The sequence below is a fragment of the Actinacidiphila paucisporea genome, from assembly GCF_900142575.1.
In the GTDB taxonomy this organism is placed as follows: domain Bacteria; phylum Actinomycetota; class Actinomycetes; order Streptomycetales; family Streptomycetaceae; genus Actinacidiphila; species Actinacidiphila paucisporea.
This window is the reverse complement of the sequence record NZ_FRBI01000010.1, coordinates 35,145-54,177: the sequence shown is the minus strand read 5'-3', so window position 1 is coordinate 54,177 and position 19,033 is coordinate 35,145. Positions and strand designations below refer to the sequence as shown.

19 protein-coding genes are annotated in these 19,033 nt (G+C 72.6%); 15 read left to right on the top strand and 4 right to left on the bottom strand.

Features of this window, described 5'->3' with window-relative positions; genetic code table 11:
* Positions 1-53: 53 nt before the first annotated feature.
* Positions 54-1,436: a D-alanyl-D-alanine carboxypeptidase/D-alanyl-D-alanine endopeptidase gene (gene dacB, locus BUE44_RS16850; protein WP_073499136.1), complete on the bottom strand. Its 1,383-nt coding sequence runs from the start codon at positions 1,434-1,436 to the stop codon at positions 54-56.
* 87 nt (positions 1,437-1,523) lie between these two features.
* On the opposite strand from dacB, the gene BUE44_RS16845 reads away from it, so the two are divergent.
* From BUE44_RS16845 to folE, 6 genes are all read left to right on the top strand, one after another.
* A complete protein-coding gene (locus BUE44_RS16845) occupies positions 1,524-2,018 on the top strand; it encodes an inorganic diphosphatase (RefSeq protein WP_073499134.1) in 495 nt (164 codons plus the stop codon).
* 126 nt (positions 2,019-2,144) lie between these two features.
* On the top strand, positions 2,145-3,323 hold the full coding sequence (locus BUE44_RS16840) for a zinc-dependent metalloprotease (RefSeq protein WP_073499132.1): 1,179 nt from the start codon (positions 2,145-2,147) through the stop codon (positions 3,321-3,323).
* Positions 3,324-3,707: 384 nt separating this feature from the next.
* A complete protein-coding gene (gene tilS / locus BUE44_RS16835) occupies positions 3,708-4,703 on the top strand; it encodes a tRNA lysidine(34) synthetase TilS (protein WP_073499130.1) in 996 nt (331 codons plus the stop codon).
* A gap of 43 nt (positions 4,704-4,746) precedes the next feature.
* The gene (gene hpt / locus BUE44_RS16830) at positions 4,747-5,301 is read left to right on the top strand and encodes a hypoxanthine phosphoribosyltransferase (RefSeq protein WP_322940214.1); all 555 of its coding nucleotides are present in this window, start codon (positions 4,747-4,749) and stop codon (positions 5,299-5,301) included.
* A gap of 265 nt (positions 5,302-5,566) precedes the next feature.
* Positions 5,567-7,615 carry an ATP-dependent zinc metalloprotease FtsH gene (gene ftsH, locus BUE44_RS16825; RefSeq protein WP_073499128.1) on the top strand — a complete coding sequence of 683 codons (2,049 nt, stop codon included), beginning with the start codon at positions 5,567-5,569 and terminating at the stop codon, positions 7,613-7,615.
* A 123-nt stretch (positions 7,616-7,738) separates the two neighbouring features.
* Positions 7,739-8,344, top strand: coding sequence for a GTP cyclohydrolase I FolE (folE, locus tag BUE44_RS16820; protein ID WP_073499126.1), 606 nt, complete (start codon positions 7,739-7,741; stop codon positions 8,342-8,344).
* A 13-nt stretch (positions 8,345-8,357) separates the two neighbouring features.
* On the opposite strand, the gene BUE44_RS16815 is transcribed toward folE, so the two are convergent.
* A complete protein-coding gene (locus BUE44_RS16815) occupies positions 8,358-9,473 on the bottom strand; it encodes an alpha/beta hydrolase (RefSeq protein ID WP_073499124.1) in 1,116 nt (371 codons plus the stop codon).
* Between the two features lie 213 nt (positions 9,474-9,686).
* On the opposite strand from BUE44_RS16815, the gene BUE44_RS16810 reads away from it, so the two are divergent.
* The 9 genes from BUE44_RS16810 to BUE44_RS16770 all read left to right on the top strand — a co-directional run bounded on the left by BUE44_RS16810 (position 9,687) and on the right by BUE44_RS16770 (position 16,879).
* Positions 9,687-11,555 (top strand): phosphatidylglycerol lysyltransferase domain-containing protein, encoded by a 1,869-nt coding sequence (locus tag BUE44_RS16810; protein WP_073499121.1) that lies wholly within the window; start codon positions 9,687-9,689, stop codon positions 11,553-11,555.
* 23 nt (positions 11,556-11,578) lie between these two features.
* Positions 11,579-12,466, top strand: coding sequence for a dihydropteroate synthase (gene folP, locus BUE44_RS16805; protein ID WP_073499119.1), 888 nt, complete (start codon positions 11,579-11,581; stop codon positions 12,464-12,466).
* Positions 12,463-12,930 (top strand): nuclear transport factor 2 family protein, encoded by a 468-nt coding sequence (locus BUE44_RS16800; RefSeq protein WP_073499117.1) that lies wholly within the window; start codon positions 12,463-12,465, stop codon positions 12,928-12,930. Before folP ends, BUE44_RS16800 begins: the two co-directional genes overlap by 4 nt.
* Positions 12,931-12,932: 2 nt before the next feature.
* A complete protein-coding gene (gene folB, locus BUE44_RS16795) occupies positions 12,933-13,292 on the top strand; it encodes a dihydroneopterin aldolase (protein ID WP_073499114.1) in 360 nt (119 codons plus the stop codon).
* Positions 13,289-13,900 carry a 2-amino-4-hydroxy-6-hydroxymethyldihydropteridine diphosphokinase gene (gene folK / locus BUE44_RS16790; RefSeq protein WP_073499112.1) on the top strand — a complete coding sequence of 204 codons (612 nt, stop codon included), beginning with the start codon at positions 13,289-13,291 and terminating at the stop codon, positions 13,898-13,900. The genes folB and folK overlap by 4 nt, the downstream gene beginning before the upstream one ends.
* Positions 13,901-13,955: 55 nt before the next feature.
* Entirely contained in the window at positions 13,956-14,453 is a 498-nt protein-coding gene (locus tag BUE44_RS16785) for a DUF3180 domain-containing protein (protein ID WP_073499109.1), read from the top strand.
* 200 nt (positions 14,454-14,653) lie between these two features.
* Positions 14,654-15,157, top strand: coding sequence for a cupin domain-containing protein (locus BUE44_RS16780; protein ID WP_073499107.1), 504 nt, complete (start codon positions 14,654-14,656; stop codon positions 15,155-15,157).
* Entirely contained in the window at positions 15,157-15,576 is a 420-nt protein-coding gene (locus BUE44_RS16775; RefSeq protein WP_073499105.1) for a rhodanese-like domain-containing protein, read from the top strand. The genes BUE44_RS16780 and BUE44_RS16775 overlap by 1 nt, the downstream gene beginning before the upstream one ends.
* A 343-nt stretch (positions 15,577-15,919) precedes the next feature.
* The gene (locus tag BUE44_RS16770; protein ID WP_073499103.1) at positions 15,920-16,879 is read left to right on the top strand and encodes a hypothetical protein; all 960 of its coding nucleotides are present in this window, start codon (positions 15,920-15,922) and stop codon (positions 16,877-16,879) included.
* A 30-nt stretch (positions 16,880-16,909) separates the two neighbouring features.
* Here BUE44_RS16770 and BUE44_RS16765 read toward each other — a convergent pair whose 3' ends face one another.
* Both BUE44_RS16765 and BUE44_RS16760 read right to left on the bottom strand, forming a co-directional pair.
* Positions 16,910-17,755 (bottom strand): sigma-70 family RNA polymerase sigma factor, encoded by an 846-nt coding sequence (locus BUE44_RS16765; protein ID WP_073499101.1) that lies wholly within the window; start codon positions 17,753-17,755, stop codon positions 16,910-16,912.
* Positions 17,756-17,828: 73 nt separating this feature from the next.
* Positions 17,829-18,971, bottom strand: a complete 1,143-nt coding sequence (locus BUE44_RS16760; RefSeq protein ID WP_073499099.1) for an NADH-quinone oxidoreductase subunit D — start codon at positions 18,969-18,971, stop codon at positions 17,829-17,831.
* Positions 18,972-19,033: the final 62 nt, after the last annotated feature.

The following is a 19,033-nucleotide window of genomic DNA, read 5'->3' as shown; positions in this document are numbered from 1 at the left end:
GGCGGACCGAACGGCCCCTTCCGGCCGGTGGCGACGTGCAGCCAGCCGCAGGGTCAGGACGAGGACACGGCGGAGCCGAGCGCGTCGAGGGCGGACTGGGCCGCGGTGGCCGAGGGGGCGCCCTGGGTCATGAAGCAGAAGGCCAGCACCCGGCCGGAGGGGGTGACCGTCACCCCGGCGATCGTGTTCGTACCGGTCAGCGTGCCGGTTTTGGCCCGGACGACCCCGGCCCCGGGCGTCGCGGTGAAGCGGGCGGCGAGCGTGCCCGTGAAGGACGCTATGGGCAGGCCGGTGAGGACGGGCCGCAGCTCGGAGTGGGCGGGGGAGGCGGCGAGGGCCAGGATGCGGGTCAGCGTGGCCGGCGACAGCGCGTCGACGTGGTCGAGGCCGCTGCCGTCGGCGAAGACGGCGGAGGTGAGGGGGACGCCGTATCGCCGCAGGGCCGCCGCGACAGCCTTCGCGGAGCCCGCGAAACTGGCGGGGCGGCCCGTCGCCAGGGCGACCTGCCGGGCCAGCGCCTCGGCCAGGTCGTTGTCGGAGTCGGTGAGCATCCGCTCGACCAGCGCGCTGACCGGCGCGGACTGGTGCGCGGCCAGCTGCGTACCGCCGGCGCCGCGGGCGGCCGCGGGATGGCCGGTGACGGTGATGCCGTGGGAGCGCAGCAGCTTCGCGAAGGACGCGGCCGCGGAGAGAGCCGGGTCGGTGGTGCGGGTGGCGGGGCCGCTGGCACTGCCGTCGAGGCGGCCCTCGCGGACCATGAGCGCGGTGACGGGCGCGAGGTTCTCGTTGCGGCCGATGGGGTGGAGTACGGGCCCCGAGTAGAGCGACGTGTCGTAGCCGAGCCGTACGGACGTGGCGCCGCGGGCGCGCAGCGCGGCGGCGGTGTCGGCGGCGAGCCCGCCGAGTTCGAGGGTCGGGTCGCCGCCGCCGACGAGCACGATGCGGCCGGGGGTGGTCGTGACGACGCGGGTCGTCAGCGTGCGGCTGCCGCCGAGGGTGCCGAGTGCGGCGGTGGCGGTGGCGAGCTTGGTGGTGGACGCCGGGGTGGAGGCGGTGCCGGACCTGTGGTCGTAGAGCAGCCGGCCGGTGGCGACGTCGAGCACCGCCCCGGTGCGGGTCGTGCCGAGATCGGGGGAGGTCATGAGCGGGGCGAGCCTGGCCGCCAGGGCCTTCACGGCGGGCGGCCGCCCGGTGCCCGCGGCGGCGAGGACGGGCGCCGCGGAGGGCGCGGGCGGCACGGCGGCCGCGGCCGCCGCCACGGAGGGGCGTACGGCCGGCGGCGCGGCCGTACGGCTGTCCCTGGCGGCGGCGAGCGACCGCTCGGCCGTACGCTGGCCGCCGTCCCACGGCCCCGCCGCGGCGACGGCGCCGACGGCCACCACGGCGCCTATTGCCGCGGATATCGCCACGACCTGCACATTCCTGCCGTGCGGCACCCCCGACCAGCCCCTTTCGCGACCACCCACTTGCGTGGGAGACACTTAATCACCCGCAGTATGCGCTGATCATGGAGGAGTAGGGCCTTGGAGTTCGACGTCACGATCGAGATCCCGAAGGGTTCGCGGAACAAGTACGAGGTGGACCACGAGACCGGTCGTATCCGCCTGGACCGCCGGCTCTTCACCTCGACCAGCTATCCCGCCGACTACGGCTTCATCGAGAACAGCCTCGGCCAGGACGGCGACCCGCTGGACGCGCTGGTCATCCTGGACGAGCCGACCTTCCCCGGCTGCCTGATCACCTGCCGCGCCATCGGCATGTTCCGCATGACCGACGAGGCCGGCGGCGACGACAAGGTGCTGTGCGTGCCCGCGTCGGACCCGCGGGTGGAGCACCTGCGGGACATCCACCACGTCAGCGAGTTCGACCGGCTGGAGATCCAGCACTTCTTCGAGGTCTACAAGGACCTGGAGCCCGGCAAGTCCGTCGAGGGCGCCGACTGGGTCGGCCGCGCCGAGGCCGAGGCCGAGATCGAGGAGTCCTTCCGCCGGCTCAAGGAGCACGGACCGGGCCACTGACCGGCTGAGCGCACCGCGCACAGCGTCACGTACCGCCGAGGGGCGGGTCGGGGAATGTTCCCCGGCCCGCCTTTTCGCCTCCCGCGGCTTGCCCCAAAGCGCGGACCGGCAACGTACCGTGAAGGCATGACGAGCATCGGTGGAAGCGAGATGGTCGACTGGAACCTCGCCGTGGCGACAGCCCAGAGGCTGACGCGGCCGGGGCCTGAGGTGAGCCGGGACGAGGCGCGGGCGATCGTGGCCGAGCTGCGCGGGCACGCGCTGGACTCGGAGGCGCACGTGCGGGCCTTCACCCGGATGTTCGCGGACGGGGACGCGACCCCGCAGGGCACACCCGTGCTGATCGTGGACCGGGCGGGCTGGGTCAAGGCGAACGTGGCGGGCTTCCGCGAGGTCCTCAAGCCGCTGCTGGTCAAGATGGCGGCGCGCAGGCCCGGCGGCCCGGGCGGGGTGATGCTCGGCACGGTCGGCGGGAAGGTCACCGGCGTGGAGGTCGGGATGCTGCTGAGCTTCCTGTCCTCCCGGGTGCTCGGGCAGTACGAGACCTTCGCGCCGCCCAGCCGCGACATGCCGGCGGGGCCGGTCAAGCCGGGGCCCGGCGAGTCGCGGGCGGGCCGGCTGCTGCTGGTGGCGCCCAACATCGTGCAGGTCGAGCGGGAGCTGGACGTGGACCCGCACGACTTCCGGCTGTGGGTGTGCCTGCACGAGGAGACGCACCGCACGCAGTTCTCCGCGGTGCCGTGGCTGCGCGACCACATCGAGGGCGAGATCCAGTCGTTCCTCGGCGAGACCGACCTGGACGCCTCCACGGTCATCGAACGGGTCAGGCAGGCCGTGCAGTCCTTCAGCGGGAGCAAGGACGCGGCGGAGGGGGCCGAGGCGGCCGCCGACACGCCGGACGACGACGGGCGCAGCCTGGTCGACCTGGTCCAGACGCCCGCCCAGCGGGAGATCCTGGCCCGGCTGACCGGTGTGATGTCGCTGCTCGAAGGCCACGCCGACTACGTGATGGACGGTGTGGGGCCCCAGGTGGTGCCGAGCGTCGCGGAGATCCGGGAGAAGTTCAGCCGCCGCCGCGCCAGCGGTGCCGGGCGGCTGGACCAGGCGCTGCGCCGGATGCTGGGCCTGGACGCGAAGCTGCGGCAGTACCGCGACGGCGAGCGGTTCGTCCGGGCCGTGGTCGGCGAGGTCGGCATGGACGGCTTCAACAAGGTATGGACGTCGCCGAACACGCTGCCGACCAAGGCGGAGATCGGCAAACCGGCGGAGTGGGTGGCCCGCGTGCACGGTCGCACCGACGGCTGACGAGCGAGCGCCCGCAGTGGGCGGCCGAGGGACGAGGCCGTCCGCGGAGGGCGTGAGGAGGAAGCCGGAGCGATGGGGGTGCGGGGTGACGAGCGAGCGCCCGCAGTGGGCGGCCGAGGGACGAGGCCGTCCGCGGAGGGCGTGAGGAGGAAGCCGGAGCGATGGGGGGTGCGGCGTGAGGAGGGAGCCGGAGGGGTGAGGAGCGCGCGCTGACCCCCTTGGCGCCCCCCGGTTCACCCGTCCGAGGGACCGTAGACGCAGGGTAGGGCGTGCGATGCTCGGGTAATGCCCAGAGTTCTGTCACCATCTGGATACCCTGCGTCATCTCCTCTCGTCGATCCTGCTCTTCGCAGCCCTCACAGCCTCCTCAGGAGGGAACCGGACATGGGACCCCACCCCACGGTCGCGGCGATACGCCTGGCGGTCCGCCGCGTCCTGCACGACGTCCTCAGCTCGTCCGCCGACCCGCACCCCGTGGTGCTCGCCGCGTGCAGCGGCGGGGCCGACTCCATGGCGCTGGCCGCCGCCCTCGCCTTCGAAGGGCCGCGGCTGGGCGTGCGGTCCGGCGCGGTCACCGTCGACCACGGCCTGCAGGACGGCTCCGCCCTGCGCGCGCAGGAAGTGGCCGGCCGGCTGCGAGCCCTGGGTCTGGACCCGGTGGACGCGGTCGGCGTGACCGTCGGCCGCCAGGGCGGACCCGAGGCCGCGGCCCGCGACGCCCGCTACGCGGCGCTCGACGCCGCTGCCGACCGGCTCGGCGCGGCTGCCGTGCTGCTCGGCCACACCCGCGATGACCAGGCAGAAACGGTGCTGCTCGGGCTCGCCCGCGGCTCCGGTATCCGGTCGCTGTCCGGCATGGCCGCGGTCTCCGGGGCGGGCGGCCGCTACCGGCGGCCCTTCCTGCTGCTGGACCGCGACACCGTGCGGCAGGGCTGCCTGGCCCAGGGCATCACCGTGTGGGATGACCCGCACAACCACGACCCCGCCTACACCCGCTCCCGGGTCAGGCACGAGGCGCTGCCGGTCCTGGAGAAGTCCCTCGGCAAGGGCGTCGTCGAGGCGCTGGCCCGTACCGCCCAGCTGTCCAGGGACGACGCCGACGCGCTCGACCAGTGGGCGGCCGACGCCCAGGCCGACGCGGCGGGCGACGACGGCAGCCTGGACGTACGCCGGCTGGCCACGCTGCCCGCCGCGGTGCGCCGCCGGGTGCTGCGCAGAACGGCCATCGCCGCGGGCTCGCCGCCGGGCTTCCTGTTCGCCCGGCACATTGAGGAGGTGGACCGCCTGGTCACCGGCTGGCACGGGCAGAAGGCGCTCAACCTGCCGGGCGGCGTCGCCGTGCTGCGGGCCAATGGCAGACTGGTCTTCTCGCCGTCGTAGACGCGCCGACGTGGACCCGAGCAGCTGAGGGACGTACCAGGCAGTGAACGAGATCGACATGGGCACCGACCTGGAGAAAGTGCTCATCTCCAAGGCAGAGATCGACGCCAAGCTGGTGGAGCTGGCCGCGGAGATCGACCGGGACTACGCGGGCAAGGACCTGCTGATCGTGGGGGTGCTCAAGGGCGCCGTCATGGTCATGGCGGACCTGGCCCGCGCCCTGTCGAGCGAGGTCACCATGGACTGGATGGCGGTGTCCTCCTACGGGGCGGGCACCAAGTCCTCCGGGGTGGTGCGCATCCTCAAGGACCTGGACACCGACATCGCCGGCCGGGACGTCCTGGTCGTCGAGGACATCATCGACTCGGGTCTGACGCTGTCCTGGCTGATCAGCAACCTGGGCTCGCGCGGCCCCGCCTCCCTGGAGGTCTGCACGCTGCTGCGCAAGCCCGAGGCGGCCAAGGTGGAGATCGACGTGAAGTACACCGGCTTCGACATTCCCAACGAATTCGTCGTCGGCTACGGCCTGGACTATGCCGAGAAGTACCGGAATCTGCCCTTCGTCGGCACGCTCGCCCCGCACGTCTACGGCGGCTGACAGAGGGCCCACAGGCCGCTGACAGGCCGTCGGGAGGCGGTCGGGAGGCGGCACGGCCGCCGCCCGGGTGGCCTGGGGAACCGATGGCGCTTTCCCGGCGTTGGAGCAGGGGAAAGCGGGTTGGTTAACAGTCGGCGGCGCCCTCGGGTGACAATGCTGGGGTACCGTCCGAAGGTCGGGTCATTACAACACCGGATGCACACGTGCCGACAGGCGGCGGTGCCTCACTGTGGCAGGAGGGACGGGGCGGTTTCGCCCCGCATGGATGGACGTGAAGCGCTATTTCCGTGGGCCAGTGATGTGGATCGTGCTGGTTGTCCTCGCCGTGGTCGTGCTGATGCAGGTGGTCGGGTCCGGCGGCGGCTACAAGACGGTGGACACCGGCGCGGTACTGCACGCGATCGACACCAACCAGGCCAAATCAGCCGAGCTGACCACCGGGGACGACAACTCCATCAAGGTGCAGCTCAAAAACGGCGTGAAGATCGAAGGCAGCTCCAAGGTCAGGGCCAGCTACATCGGCGACCAGGGTGCCGCGATCGCCGCTGACCTGCAGCGGATCGTGGACGGCCAGGTCAAGGGAGTCCAGCTCCCCGACAAGTACACCGTCTCGCAGTCCAAGCAGAACGCCTTCCTCGGCATCCTGCTGTCGCTGCTGCCCTTCGTCCTCATCGTGGTGGTCTTCCTCTTCCTGATGAACCAGATGCAGGGCGGCGGTTCGCGCGTCATGCAGTTCGGGAAGTCCAAGGCCAAGCTGATCACCAAGGACACCCCCAAGACGACGTTCTCCGACGTCGCCGGTTGTGACGAGGCGGTGGAGGAGCTCCAGGAGATCAAGGAGTTCCTGCAGGAGCCCGCCAAGTTCCAGGCCGTCGGCGCCAAGATCCCCAAGGGCGTGCTGCTGTACGGCCGCCCTGGTACCGGCAAGACCCTGCTCGCGCGGGCCGTCGCCGGCGAGGCGGGCGTGCCGTTCTACTCGATCTCCGGTTCCGACTTCGTCGAGATGTTCGTCGGTGTCGGCGCCAGCCGGGTCCGCGACCTGTTCGAGCAGGCCAAGGCCAACGCGCCGGCGATCGTCTTCGTCGACGAGATCGACGCCGTCGGCCGGCACCGCGGCGCGGGCCTCGGCGGCGGGCACGACGAGCGGGAGCAGACGCTCAACCAGCTGCTGGTCGAGATGGACGGCTTCGACGTGAAGGGCGGCGTGATCCTCATCGCCGCCACCAACCGGCCCGACATCCTCGACCCGGCGCTGCTGCGCCCGGGCCGTTTCGACCGGCAGATCGCGGTCGACCCGCCGGACCTGCAGGGCCGCCTGGAGATCCTCACGGTGCACCAGAAGGGCAAGCCGATCGCGCCGGACGTCGACCTGATGGCCGTCGCCCGCCGCACCCCCGGCTTCACCGGTGCGGACCTGAGCAACGTGCTGAACGAAGCGGCGCTGCTCACCGCCCGCGGCGACAAGAAGCTGATCGACAACGGCACGCTGGACGAGGCCATCGACCGCGTCGTGGCCGGTCCGCAGAAGCGCACCCGCATCATGTCGGACAAGGAGAAGAAGATCACCGCGTACCACGAGGGCGGACACGCCCTGGTCGCGGCGGCCTCGCCGAACTCCGACCCGGTGCACAAGGTGACGATCCTGTCCCGCGGCCGTGCCCTGGGCTACACGATGGTGCTGCCCGACGAGGACAAGTACTCGACCACGCGCAACGAGATGCTGGACCAGCTCGCCTACATGATGGGCGGCCGGGCGGCGGAGGAACTGGTCTTCCACGACCCGACCACCGGCGCGTCCAACGACATCGAGAAGGCCACCACCACGGCCCGCGCGATGGTCACGCAGTACGGCATGACCGAGCGGCTGGGCGCGATCAAGTTCGGTTCCAGCGACTCCGAGCCCTTCCTCGGCCGTGAGATGGGTCACCAGCGCGACTACTCGGAAGAGGTCGCCGGGCTGGTGGACGAGGAGGTCAAGAAGCTGATCGAGACGGCGCACAACGAGGCCTGGGAGATCCTGGTCGAGAACCGCGACGTCCTGGACAACCTCGTGCTGGCGCTGCTGGAGCGGGAGACGCTGAACAAGCAGGAGATCGCCGAGATCTTCGCGCCGATCGTGAAGCGTCCGCCGCGTCCCGCCTGGACCGGCTCGGCCCGGCGCACGCCGTCGACCCGGCCCCCGGTGCTCTCGCCGAAGGAGCTGGCGCTGGCCAACGGCCAGCAGTCCAACGGCAACGGCCCGGCGGCCATCTCGACGACCAAGCCGCCGGTGGAGCCGGTCGACCTCCCCGAGGACGACAGGTCCGACAGCTGAGAAGCCGCAGGTCCGGGAACCTCCCGGAATGAAGGCCGCGGCCCCGGGGTTTTACCCTGGGGCCGCGGCCTTTTGTTCTCGCGGCACCCGGGCCGTCCGTACCAGCAGCAGGAACGAGGCACCATGACCGACCCCGTGACACTCGACGGCGAGGGCCGGATCTCCGAGTTCGACGAGAAGCGCGCCGCCGCCGCGGTACGCGAACTGCTGCTCGCCGTCGGTGAGGACCCCGACCGCGAGGGTCTGCGGGAGACCCCGAACCGGGTGGCGCGCGCCTACCGGGAGATCTTCTCCGGCCTGTGGCAGGAGCCGGAGGACGTGCTGACCACCACCTTCGACATCGGGCACGACGAGATGGTACTGGTCAAGGACATCGAGGTGATGTCCTCGTGCGAGCACCACCTGGTGCCCTTCGTCGGGGTCGCCCACGTCGGCTACATCCCCTCGCTGAGCGGCAAGATCACCGGCCTGTCGAAGCTGGCCCGGCTGGTCGACGTCTACGCCCGCCGCCCGCAGGTGCAGGAACGTCTCACCACCCAGATCGCCGATTCCCTGATGCGGATACTGGAGCCGCGCGGGGTGATCGTGGTCGTGGAGTGCGAGCACATGTGCATGACGATGCGAGGCGTCCGCAAGCCCGGCGCCAAGACGATCACCTCGGCGGTTCGCGGGCAGCTGCGCGACCCGGCCACCCGCTCCGAGGCGATGAGCCTGATCATCGGGCGCTGAGCGCCGCGCCTGTTCAGGGCGACAGGTGGGCGCTCAGCCAGTCGACGGCCGGCGGGATCTCCCGCGACCAGGTCGTGAAGTTGTGGCCGCCGCTGGGCAGGATGATCGACGAGATCCGGGTCGGCCCGCCCCCCAGGGTGACGAAGCGCACGGTCGCCCGGTAGTTGTGCTCGCCGTGCCGGCTGCTGGTGACCAGCAGGCTCACCGGCGGGTGCGGGAGGTGGCCGAGCCGCCACATCAGGTCGTTGGAGGCGCGGCGGGCGGGGCTGCCGCCGTAGAGGTCCCCGGTGGTGGCGTCCTTCGGGGCGCCGTAGTCCGCCGACAGACCCACCGCCGTGCTGTAGGCGCCAGGGTCGCGCAGGGCGAGCTTGAGGGCGCAGTAGCCGCCCGTGGAGTCGCCGATGATGCCCCAGCTCGCCGGGCCCGCGCCGAGGCGGTAGCGGGCCGCCAGTGACTTCCGCAGGTCGGCGGCGAAGAAGGTCTCGGTCTGCGGCCCGCCCGGCACGTCCGTGCACTCGGTGTCGCGCGGCGGCGCCACCGTGGGCCGCATCATGACCAGCACCATCGGCTGGGCGGTGCCCCGCCGCACCTGGCCCGCGGCGATCGCCGGGTATCTGAGCTTCTTGTACAGCGCCTCCGCGGTGCCCGGGTAGCCGGTGAGCACCACGACGGCGGGGAAACGCCGCTGCGGCTCCCGGAAGTATTCGGGCGGCAGGTAGACGTACGCCGTCGTCGTGATGCCCGACACGCCGCCGGTGACGGCGATCTTCTGGATCTGGCCGCCGAGCCGGGGCACCGCGCCGCCCTGCACGTTGGTGTGGATGGTGCTGAGCACCCGCAGCGCCGAGTCGGCCGGCGAGCCCCCCGCCGCGTGGTCCACCACGACGCCGGGCGTGGTGTCGCGGCCGAAGAGGTCGGCCCAGGAGGCGTAGAAGCCGAAGGAGTAGTTCGCCACCAGGCCCAGCGTCGCGATCAGCGCCAGCTGCGTGGCGAGCAGGACGCCGATCCGGCCCAGTACCGGCAGCGGACCGCGCCGGGCCAGTCGCGGCCACAGCCACACGGTGGCGGCGAACAGCGCCAGCGCGACCAGGGCGGCGGCGAACAGCACCTTCTTACTCGTAAGACCCATGTCGGCAGGTGTACTTTCTGCGTCGGCGTCCAGTTGCGCCGTCCGGGTAGGAACCCGGACGGCAGAGTTCGCGTCCTAGAGGGCGCAAAATTCTTCGTACTGGAGCAGATTGCGGGACAATCCCGTGATTTCCGGTGATGCTGTGGTTTGGGTGGCCAATGTCTGTGGTGGTAGAGGGCGATAGCCGGGTCCGGGTTCCGTCGGTGGTGGACGATGTCCGCTGACCGGCAATCGGCCCCGCGCCGGAACCGCTGGCCCGTGCGGTCCGCCGCCGTGCCGAAGATCATCGGCACCGCCGCGGCGGTGATCGGCCTGCTCGACGTGGTCTCGGCGGTCTTCCCCGCCTTCCGCAACGGGCGGATGCACCACATGGCCGCGGTCTTCCCCGGCACCGTCAGCTCGCTGGCCGCCGCGACCTCCGTGGTCACCGGCATCCTGCTGCTGATGCTGGCTCACGCGCTCAAAAGGGGGAAGCAGCGGGCCTGGTGGGCCACCGTGGCCCTGCTCCCGGTCGGCGCCGCCACCCAGCTGATCTACCGGCACTCCCTCTTCGGCGTCGGCGTGTCACTGGCGCTGCTGGCCGTACTGCTGGTGCACCGCCGGGAGTTCACGGCGCTGTCCGACCCGCGCACCCGCTGGGCGGCGCTGCTGAACTTCGTCGCGCTGAGCGCCGTCGCCTTCTCCCTCGGCCTGGTCATCACCAGCGCCCACCCCTCCTCCGAGCGCGGCAACCCGGGCTTCCTCGACCGCTGCGAGCACGTGCTGTTCGGCCTGTTCGGCGTCGAGGGGCCCGTCAACTACACCAGCGACCGGGTCAACGACGTGGTCGGCTACTCGCTCGGCGGCCTCGGCCTGCTCATCGCCATCTCCACCGTCTACCTCGCGCTGCGCCCCGCCCTCCCGGTCGCCGAGCTGAGCGAGGCCGACGAGGACCGGCTGCGCGCCCTGCTGGCCCGGCACGGCGCCCGCGACTCGCTCGGCCACTTCGCGCTGCGCCGCGACAAGTCCGTGGTCTTCTCCGCCAGCGGCAAGGCCGCGGTCTGCTACCGGGTGGTCTCCGGCGTGGCGCTGGCCGGCGGCGACCCGATCGGCGACGTCGAGGCGTGGCCCGGTGCCATCGAGCGGTTCATGGAGCTGGCCCGCGCCCACGCCTGGCTGCCTGCGGTCGTCGGGTGCAGCGAGACCGGCGGCGAGGTGTGGACCAGGGAGACCGGCCTGGACGCGCTGGAGCTGGGCGACGAGGCCATCGTCAACGCCGCGGACTTCACCCTCGAAGGCCGCGCCATGCGCAATGTGCGGCAGATGGTCAAGCGCATCGAACGGTCCGGCTATGTGTGCCGGGTCCGCAGGGTGCGGGACCTGACCGAGGGCGAGAAGCAGAAGGTGCGGCTGGCCGCCGACGCCTGGCGCGGCACCGACACCGAGCGCGGCTTCTCGATGGCGCTCGGCCGCTTCGGCGAGGACCTGGACGGCGACTGCGTCGTCGTCACCGCCCACAAGGACCGCGAGCCCGGCGCCCCGCACCCGGAGCTGGGCGACCTGCGGGCCGTACTGCACTTCGTGCCGTGGGGCGCCGACGGCATGTCGCTGGAGCTGATGCGGCGCGACCGCAGCGCCGACCCCGGGCTCAACGAGCTGCTGATCGTCGCCGCCCTCCAGCAGGCGCCCGCGCTCGGCGTGGTCCGCGTGTCGCTGAACTTCGCGATGTTCCGCTCCGCCCTGGCCCGCGGCGAGCGGATCGGCGCGGGACCGGTGCTGCGCGGATGGCGCGGCCTGCTGGTCTTCCTGTCCCGCTGGTTCCAGATCGAGTCGCTGTACAAATTCAACGCGAAATTCCAGCCCGACTGGGTGCCGCGCTTCCTGGTCTTCCCCAACTCCCGCGACCTGCCCAGGATCGGCTTCGCGATCATGCAGGCGGAGGGCTTCGTGACCCTGTCGCTGCCGCTGCCCGCCGCCGTGCAGCGCTTCCTGCCCGGCCGCGCCGACCGGCCCCCGCACCGGCACCGCACGGGGTACGCCGACGCGCCCGACAGTGCCGCCGCCTTGTCGCAGGACTCGGGCAAGCGGAGTGCGGTCGCCTGACCCGTACCGCCTACGCTGGGCGCATGAGTACCCAGCAGGGTCCGGCCGGACCCGTCGGACTGCCGCAGTGGGACCGCTGCGCGGTCATGGGCGTGGTGAACGTCACGCCGGACTCGTTCTCCGACGGGGGGCGGTGGTTCGATCCGGACGTCGCCGTCAAGCACGGCCTCGACCTGGTCGCGCAGGGCGCCGACCTGGTCGACGTCGGCGGCGAGTCCACCCGGCCGGGGGCCGCCAGGGTCGACGAGGCCGAGGAGCTGCGCCGGGTGCTGCCCGTGGTCCGCGAACTGGCGGCGGCCGGCGCGCTGGTCAGCGTCGACACGATGCGGGCCGCCGTCGCCGAGCGGGCCGTCGCCGCCGGCGCCCGGCTCGTCAACGACGTCAGCGGCGGTCTGGCCGACCCGGCGATGGTCCCGGTGGTCGCCGCGGCCGGCGTGCCCTTCGTGGTGATGCACTGGCGCGGCCAGAGCATCGACATGAACAACCGCGCCGTCTACGACGACGTGCTCGCCGAGGTCGTCCGCGAGCTGCGCACCAGCCTGGACCGGGCGGTCGCCGGCGGCGTCGACCCGGACCGTATCGTCCTCGACCCGGGCCTGGGCTTCGCCAAGGAGGCCGGCCACGACCTGGTCCTGCTCGCCCACCTGCGCGCCCTGCGCGCGCTCGGCCGCCCGCTGCTGGTGGCCGCCTCCCGCAAGCGCTTCCTCGGCCGCGTCCTGGCCGGCGCCGCCGGCGACCCGCCGCCGGCCCGCGAACGGGACGCGGCCACCGCCGCGGTCACCGCGATCGCCGCCCGCGAGGGCGCCTGGGCGGTCCGGGTGCACGAGGTGCACGCCAGCGCCGACGCCGTGCGGGTCGCGCGCGCCATCGAGACGGCCGCGCAGCAGCACCCGGCCGGGGAGGGCGCGTGACGCCGCGGACGGCCGAGGCGCGCGCCGTCGAGCGCGCCAACCAGGCCTTCTACGACGCCGTGGAGAATTCCGACCTCGACGCGCTGGAGTCGGTCGTCCTGGACGGCCCGCTCGCAGAGTCCGTGGCCGTGGTCCACCCCGGCTGGCCGGTGCTGCGCGGGCGCGGCGAGGTGATGCGCTCCTTCGCGCTGATCATGGCCAACACCGACTACATCCAGTTCTTCCTCACCGACGTCGAGGTCGGCGTCGACGGCGACGCCGCCGTCGTCACCTGCACCGAGAACATCCTCACCGGCGGCCCCGCCGAGGACGACGGCTCCGCCGGCTCCCTGGTCGGCGGCCTGGTGGTGGCCACCAACGTCTTCCGCCGCACCGCCGACGGCTGGCGGCTGTGGGTGCACCACGGCTCGCCCGTGCTGGCCGAGGACGACGACGAGACCGCAGAAGCAGAACACGAGGAGTGACGGTGGACCGAGTCGCCCTGCACGGCCTGAAGGTGCACGGAAACCACGGGGTCTTCCAGCACGAGCGGGAGAACGGCCAGGTCTTCGTGATCGACCTGGTGATGGGCCTGGACACCGCCCCCGCGGCGGCCGGTGACGACCTCGACAGGACCGTGCACTACGGTGTGGTCGCCGAAGAGGTCGCGGCCGTCGTCGCCGGCGAGCCCGTCGACCTCATCGAGACCCTTGCCCAGCGCATCGCCGACACGTGCCTGGGGCACGAGGCGGTGCGGGAGGTCGAGGTGACCGTGCACAAGCCCGACGCTCCCATCACCGTGCCCTTCGACGACGTGACCGTGACCATCACCCGGAGGCGCCCGTGACCGCCGACTGGCCGGAGCAGTCCCCGGACCCGACCGTGCAGCCCGTCCCCGCGTCCGTCGTCGCCGCGGTCGACGCGGCCGACAGCACGCTGCAGAATCCCCGGACCGCCGTCGTCGCCCTCGGCGGCAACCTCGGCAACCGCCTGGAGACCCTGCAGGGCGCCGTGGACGCGCTGGAGGACACCCCCGGCATCCGGGTGAAGGCCGTCTCGCCGGTGTACGAGACCGAGCCGTGGGGAGTCGAGCCCGGCACCCAGCCCGGCTACTTCAACGCGGTCGTCCTGCTCCGCACCACCCTGCCGCCCGTCTCGCTGCTGGAGCGCGCGCACGCCATCGAGGAGGCCTACCTGCGGGTGCGGGCCGAGCGCTGGGGCCCGCGCACCATCGACGTCGACATCGTCTCGTACCAGAACATCGTCTCCGACGACCCGGTCCTCACGCTGCCCCACCCCCGCGCCCACGAGCGCGCCTTCGTGCTCGTACCGTGGCACGACATCGACCCGGCCGCCGTCGTCCCCGGCCGCGGCCCGGTCGCGGAACTGCTCGCGGCCCTCGGCCGGCAGGGCGTCCAGCGCCGTGAGGACCTGGAACTACGGCTGCCCGAGTAATCGTTGCGACCGGTAGACAGCGACAACGCTTGAACGACGTGGAGGCGGGCACTCGGTGAGGACACTGCGGATCAGGACGCTGGCGGGGCTCTTCGCGATCGCGGTGGTGATCGCCTGGTCCGCCGCTCGCCTGTGGGACACGGTCGGCACCCTGCCCGGCGTCCCGGTGGCCGCGCCGATCGTCCTGGTCCTGATCGCCGTGGCCCTCTTCGCGACGGCCCTGTCGCTGCGCTCCCGGCTGCGCGCCCAGCGCGAGCGGCGCCCCGGCGCCAAGGGCGTCGACCCGCTGGCCGCCGCCCGAGCCGTCGTCTTCGCCCAGGCCAGCGCCCTGGTCGCGGCCCTCGTCGCGGGCATGTACGGCGGCGCGTGCCTGTACCTGATCATGTACAAGCTCGACATGGACCCCCGCCGCAGCCAGGCCGTCTACGCCGGACTGGCCTTCCTCGCCGGGATCGCCGTGGTGGCGGCGGCCGTATTCCTGGAGCGGATCTGCAAGCTCCCCGACGACGAGGACTCCCCGCCCGGCGTCCACGCCCACTCCCACCACCGCTAGGGCCGGCGCGGGGCCGAGTGGGTGCGGTGAGTTGACCCGCGAGGGAAGGTCGTGGTTCGCTCGGAGCGTGAACGTGATCGCGCCCCGGCTGCACCGGAGGGTCCATCTGGACCTGCTCCGGTACGCGGGCTGCGTGTGTACGGCCGCGCGCTGACGCGCGCCCCCGGCCCGCCGTTCACTTCTTCCCAGGGTGGTAACCCTTGCGTACGATCACCGCGCCCAGCGCGACAGAACTGCTGGACTTCGCCCGCCGCACCGCCGCCGACACCGCGCTGGTGCGCGACCTCCCGCTCGACCCCGAGGGCCGCACCTGGGTGCGGCTGGAAGGCCCCGGCGGGGCCGAGGCGTGGCTCATCGGGTGGCCGCCCGGCGCCGAGACCGGCTGGCACGACCACGGCGGCTCCTACGGGGTGTTCGTGACCGCCGCCGGTGAGCTGACCGAGCAGTCGCTCGCCGTGCCGCTGCCCTCGGAGGGCTGGCGCTCGCTGGAGCTGGCCGAGGGCCTGGACCGCGACCGGGTGCTGCCGGAGGGCCAGGGGCGGGCGTTCGGCCGGCACCACGTGCACCAGGTCGAGAACCGCTCGCAGACCACGCACGCCGTGTCCGTGCACGCCTACTACCCGCCGCTGCCGCTGATCCGCCGCTACAGCCGCAAGGGCAGCACCTTCCGCCTTGAGCTGGTCGAGCGCCCCGAGGAGTGGTGATGGCCCGCTCGATCGACGAGCACCTGGCCGCGCTGCGTACGACGTACCGCCGCCTCGACCCCGCGCAGGCGGCCGGGGCGGCCCGTCAGGGCGCGCTGCTGGTCGACATCCGCTACGCGGCCCTGCGCGACCGCGACGGCACGATCCCGGGCGCGGCGATCGTCGAGCGCAACGAGCTGGAGTGGCGGCTCGACCCGTCGGGGACGCACCGGCTGGCGGACGTGGAGTCGTACGACCTGCCGGTGGTGGTGATCTGCAACGAGGGCTACGCCTCCACCCTCGCCGCGGTGTCGCTGCACGCCCTGGGCCTGACCGGTGCCACGGACCTGGCCGGCGGCTTCCAGGCCTGGCGGGCGGCGGGGCTGCCGGTCACCCCGCCGGACGGCATACCGACGCGGCCGACACCCCCGATCGGGTGACACCGGGTCAGCCGGGGGGTGCCGGTCGATGCCGGTTTCCCCGAGCGTCACGAACCCGCACCGGAGAAGGGCCGGACCGACGGCTTAGGGCAGGCCCTACCCGAATTCGCCGCGGCGCATCCGGAGTTCCCGATCACCTTTCCGATCTTGGCGCGGCCCACTCCAAGATCGAATTGGCGGCCGGTGGCGAATGCCCCGACCGGCCATTCCCCGTGGTGCAAAACGGACACAACGGGCCATGGTGAATGCCCGCCGTATTCGTCCGCCATTAGTTACCGGAATCGGACAGAAAAAGTGTGACCCGCTGCCCCACGGGCGCGCCGCGCACGCTAAATTTCTGGCCATGCCCCGTGGACGTCACCGCCATTCCCAGCCACTGCACCGCTTGCTGCCACCGCTGACCGTCGTCGGCTGCGCCGCGGTGCTCGCCGCCGCATCACTGACGGTCGCGGATACGGGCGTGATACGGATTCTCACGGCGGCGACCGCGCTCACCGCGATAGCCGGCGCGGCACTCGCCCGCAACTGGGACCGCTCCGCCGGCCGCGAGGTGGCCGAACTCGAAGCCGCCCGGGTCCGCGAGGAATGGCGCACCGACGAGCGGGTCGCCGAGCTGGAGACCGACCTCGAGGAGTCGCGGGAGATCCGCGGCCGGCTGGAGAAGAAGCTCCGCGCCAAGCGCTCGGAACTGGCCAGGCTCCGCACCGAGCACGCCGACCTGCTGCGGCGCTACGCCACCGCCGAGGCCGAGCGGGCACGGGCCCTGGAGAAGAACCGCCAGCTGCGGGTGGGCGACGCCCCCCAGCAGTTCGCCCTCACCGCCGGCACCTCCGCGGTCGGCCCCGCCGCCTTCCTCAAAGCCGAGCAGGCACTGCGCGAGCTGTCCCGCAACGCGGCGAAGCAGCAGGCGGCCGCCACCGTCGACGCGGCCCGCCGCCGCGAGGCCGCGGCCCCCGAGGAGGAGCCCGCCGGGCGCCACACCGCGGAGTCCCACGCCCGCGCCACCTCCCGTGCGGGGCTGCCGGTGCGGGAGCACCGCCTCGTCCCCGCGGTGGCCGCGGCCGTCCTGCCCTACGCCCAGCCGTCCACCCCGCAGGGCCCCGGCGGTTCCTCGAACCGGGCGATCGGCGGCTTCGACTTCTTCGGCACGCAGAAGGCCCTGCCGCCGGCTCCCGCCTCCGACGTCCCGCCGGCGGAGTCGCCCGAGCACACCCAGGCCGAGGACGCGTCCGAGGTCATCGACCTCACGGCCCACGACGACACCGAGCAGCTGGACATGACGGGCCTGCGCGCCCAGGCCTGAGCCCGTCCGCCCGGCGCGCGATCCCGAGCCCTAGGGGAGGCGTTCCACCGCCAGGGTGGAGAGGGCCGCGGGTGAGGTGAGGATGTCGACCGTGCGGACGCGTCCCGCGGCGATCGTGAAGACCAGGACGCGGTGCGCGGGCGTGCCGGCCTCCGCGACGATGCCGACGGCGCCGTCGACGAGGGCCAGGTAGGCCTCGACGGCGGACGTCGCGAACGTGGCGGCATTGCGCGCGACTGCGGTCGCCCCCCGCGTCACCGGCACCCCGGCCGCGTCCGTGCGGACGACCGCGTCGGGGTCGAGGACGGCGACCAGCGCCTCGAAGTCCCCTTCCCGCGAGGCGGTGAGGAAGGCGCTGACGACCTGCCGCTGGAGGGCGAGATCCGGTTCCGCGGCGACGGGCGCGCCCTGCACGCGGCGCCGCGCGCGACTGGCCAGCTGCCGCGCGGCGGTCGGCGTACGGTCCACGATCGGCGCGATGTCGTCGAAGGGCACCGCGAACATGTCGTGCAGCACGAAGGCCAGCCGCTCCGCCGGGTCCAGCGTCTCCAGCACCACGAGCAGCGCGATGCCGACCGAGTCGGCGAGCATCGCCTCCTGCTCGGGGTCGGCGGCCCCCGGCTCGGGTACGGCCGCGAGCGGCTCCTCGCGCCGGGACCTGCGGGAGCGCAGCATGTCCAGGCAGACCCGCCCGACGACGGTGGTGAGCCACCCGGCGAGGTTCGCGACCTCGCCGCTGTCGGAGCGGCTGAGCCGCAGCCAGGCCTCCTGGACGGCGTCGTCCGCCTCCGTCGCCGAGCCCAGCATGCGGTAGGCCACCGCGCGCAGGTGGCTGCGGTTGGACTGGAATCGTTCGGCCAGGAGCTCGTCGTTCATCGGTCACATTCCTCCGTCGCGGTCCGTCGTCGCTCTGACGCGCCGGACACCGGCGATGTGACGAGCCGCCGGCCTACTTGTCGACGTCGCCGACGACGAAGAACATCGAGCCGAGGATGGCGACCATGTCCGCCACCAGGGTGCCGGGCAGCAGCACGGTCAGCGCCTGGATGTTGTTGAACGACGCCGAGCGCAGCTTGAGGCGGTGCGGGGTCTTCTCGCCCTTCGAGACCAGGTAGTAGCCGTTCAGGCCGAGCGGATTCTCCGTCCAGGCGTAGGTGTGGCCCTCCGGGGCCTTGAGCACCTTCGGCAGCCGCTGGTTGATCGGCCCCGGCGGCAGCTCCGCCAGCCGGTCCAGGCACGCGTCCGCGATGTCCAGGGCCACGTGGGTCTGTTCGAGCAGCACCTCGAAGCGGGCCAGGCAGTCGCCCTCGGTCCGCGTCACCACCCGCAGGGCGCCGCCCAGCTCCCCGTACGCCAGGTACGGCTCGTCCCTGCGCAGGTCGAAGTCCACGCCCGAGGCGCGGGCGATCGGCCCGCTCACCCCGAAGCCGTGCACGTCGCGCTGCGAGAGCACGCCGACGCCGCGGGTCCTGCCGCGGAAGATCTCGTTGCCCAGGACGAGGTCGTCGATACGCCCCATCTGCGCCCGCACCCTGGCCACCGTCGCCCGCGCCCGCCCGGTCCAGCCGTTCGGCAGGTCCTCCTTGAGGCCGCCCACCCGGTTGAACATGTAGTGCATCCGCCCGCCGGAGACCTCCTCCATCACCTGCTGCAGTTCCTCGCGCTCGGTGAAGGCGTAGAAGATCGGCGTGATCCCGCCCAGCTCCAGCGGATACGAGCCGAGGAACATCAGGTGGTTCAGCACCCGGTTCAGCTCGGCGAGCAGCGTCCGCGTCCACACGGCCCGCTCCGGCACCTCCATGCCGAGCATGCGCTCGACGGCGAGCACGACGCCGAGTTCGTTGGAGAAGGCGGAGAGCCAGTCGTGGCGGTTCGCCAGCATGATGATCTGGCGGTAGTCGCGCGCCTCGAACAGCTTCTCGGCGCCGCGGTGCATGTAGCCGATGATCGGCTCCGCGGACCGGATCCGCTCGCCGTCCAGCACCAGGCGCAGCCGCAGCACTCCGTGCGTGGAGGGGTGCTGGGGGCCGATGTTCAGCACCATGTCGGTGCCCTCGGCCGCGCCGCCGATGCCGATCGTGGTCTCCGTCATACGCCCATCCTCTCAGGAACCGCCCACCCGCCCGCGGGGGGCGGTGTTCGCGGAGGGCATGA

Excerpts from the sequence above, each read along its gene's own strand:
- BUE44_RS16840 (WP_073499132.1), top strand. The coding sequence starts at position 2,145 with ATGACGAGCATCGGTGGAAGCGAGATGGTCGACTGGAACCTCGCCGTG.
- folE (WP_073499126.1), top strand. The coding sequence starts at position 7,739 with ATGACCGACCCCGTGACACTCGACGGCGAGGGCCGGATCTCCGAGTTC.
- BUE44_RS16815 (WP_073499124.1), bottom strand. The coding sequence starts at position 9,473 with ATGGGTCTTACGAGTAAGAAGGTGCTGTTCGCCGCCGCCCTGGTCGCG.
- tilS (WP_073499130.1), top strand. The coding sequence starts at position 3,708 with ATGGGACCCCACCCCACGGTCGCGGCGATACGCCTGGCGGTCCGCCGC.
- BUE44_RS16760 (WP_073499099.1), bottom strand. The coding sequence starts at position 18,971 with ATGACGGAGACCACGATCGGCATCGGCGGCGCGGCCGAGGGCACCGAC.
- ftsH (WP_073499128.1), top strand. The coding sequence starts at position 5,567 with ATGGACGTGAAGCGCTATTTCCGTGGGCCAGTGATGTGGATCGTGCTG.
- BUE44_RS16770 (WP_073499103.1), top strand. The coding sequence starts at position 15,920 with ATGCCCCGTGGACGTCACCGCCATTCCCAGCCACTGCACCGCTTGCTG.
- BUE44_RS16775 (WP_073499105.1), top strand. The coding sequence starts at position 15,157 with ATGGCCCGCTCGATCGACGAGCACCTGGCCGCGCTGCGTACGACGTAC.
- folP (WP_073499119.1), top strand. The coding sequence starts at position 11,579 with ATGAGTACCCAGCAGGGTCCGGCCGGACCCGTCGGACTGCCGCAGTGG.
- BUE44_RS16765 (WP_073499101.1), bottom strand. The coding sequence starts at position 17,755 with ATGAACGACGAGCTCCTGGCCGAACGATTCCAGTCCAACCGCAGCCAC.
- BUE44_RS16810 (WP_073499121.1), top strand. The coding sequence starts at position 9,687 with ATGTCCGCTGACCGGCAATCGGCCCCGCGCCGGAACCGCTGGCCCGTG.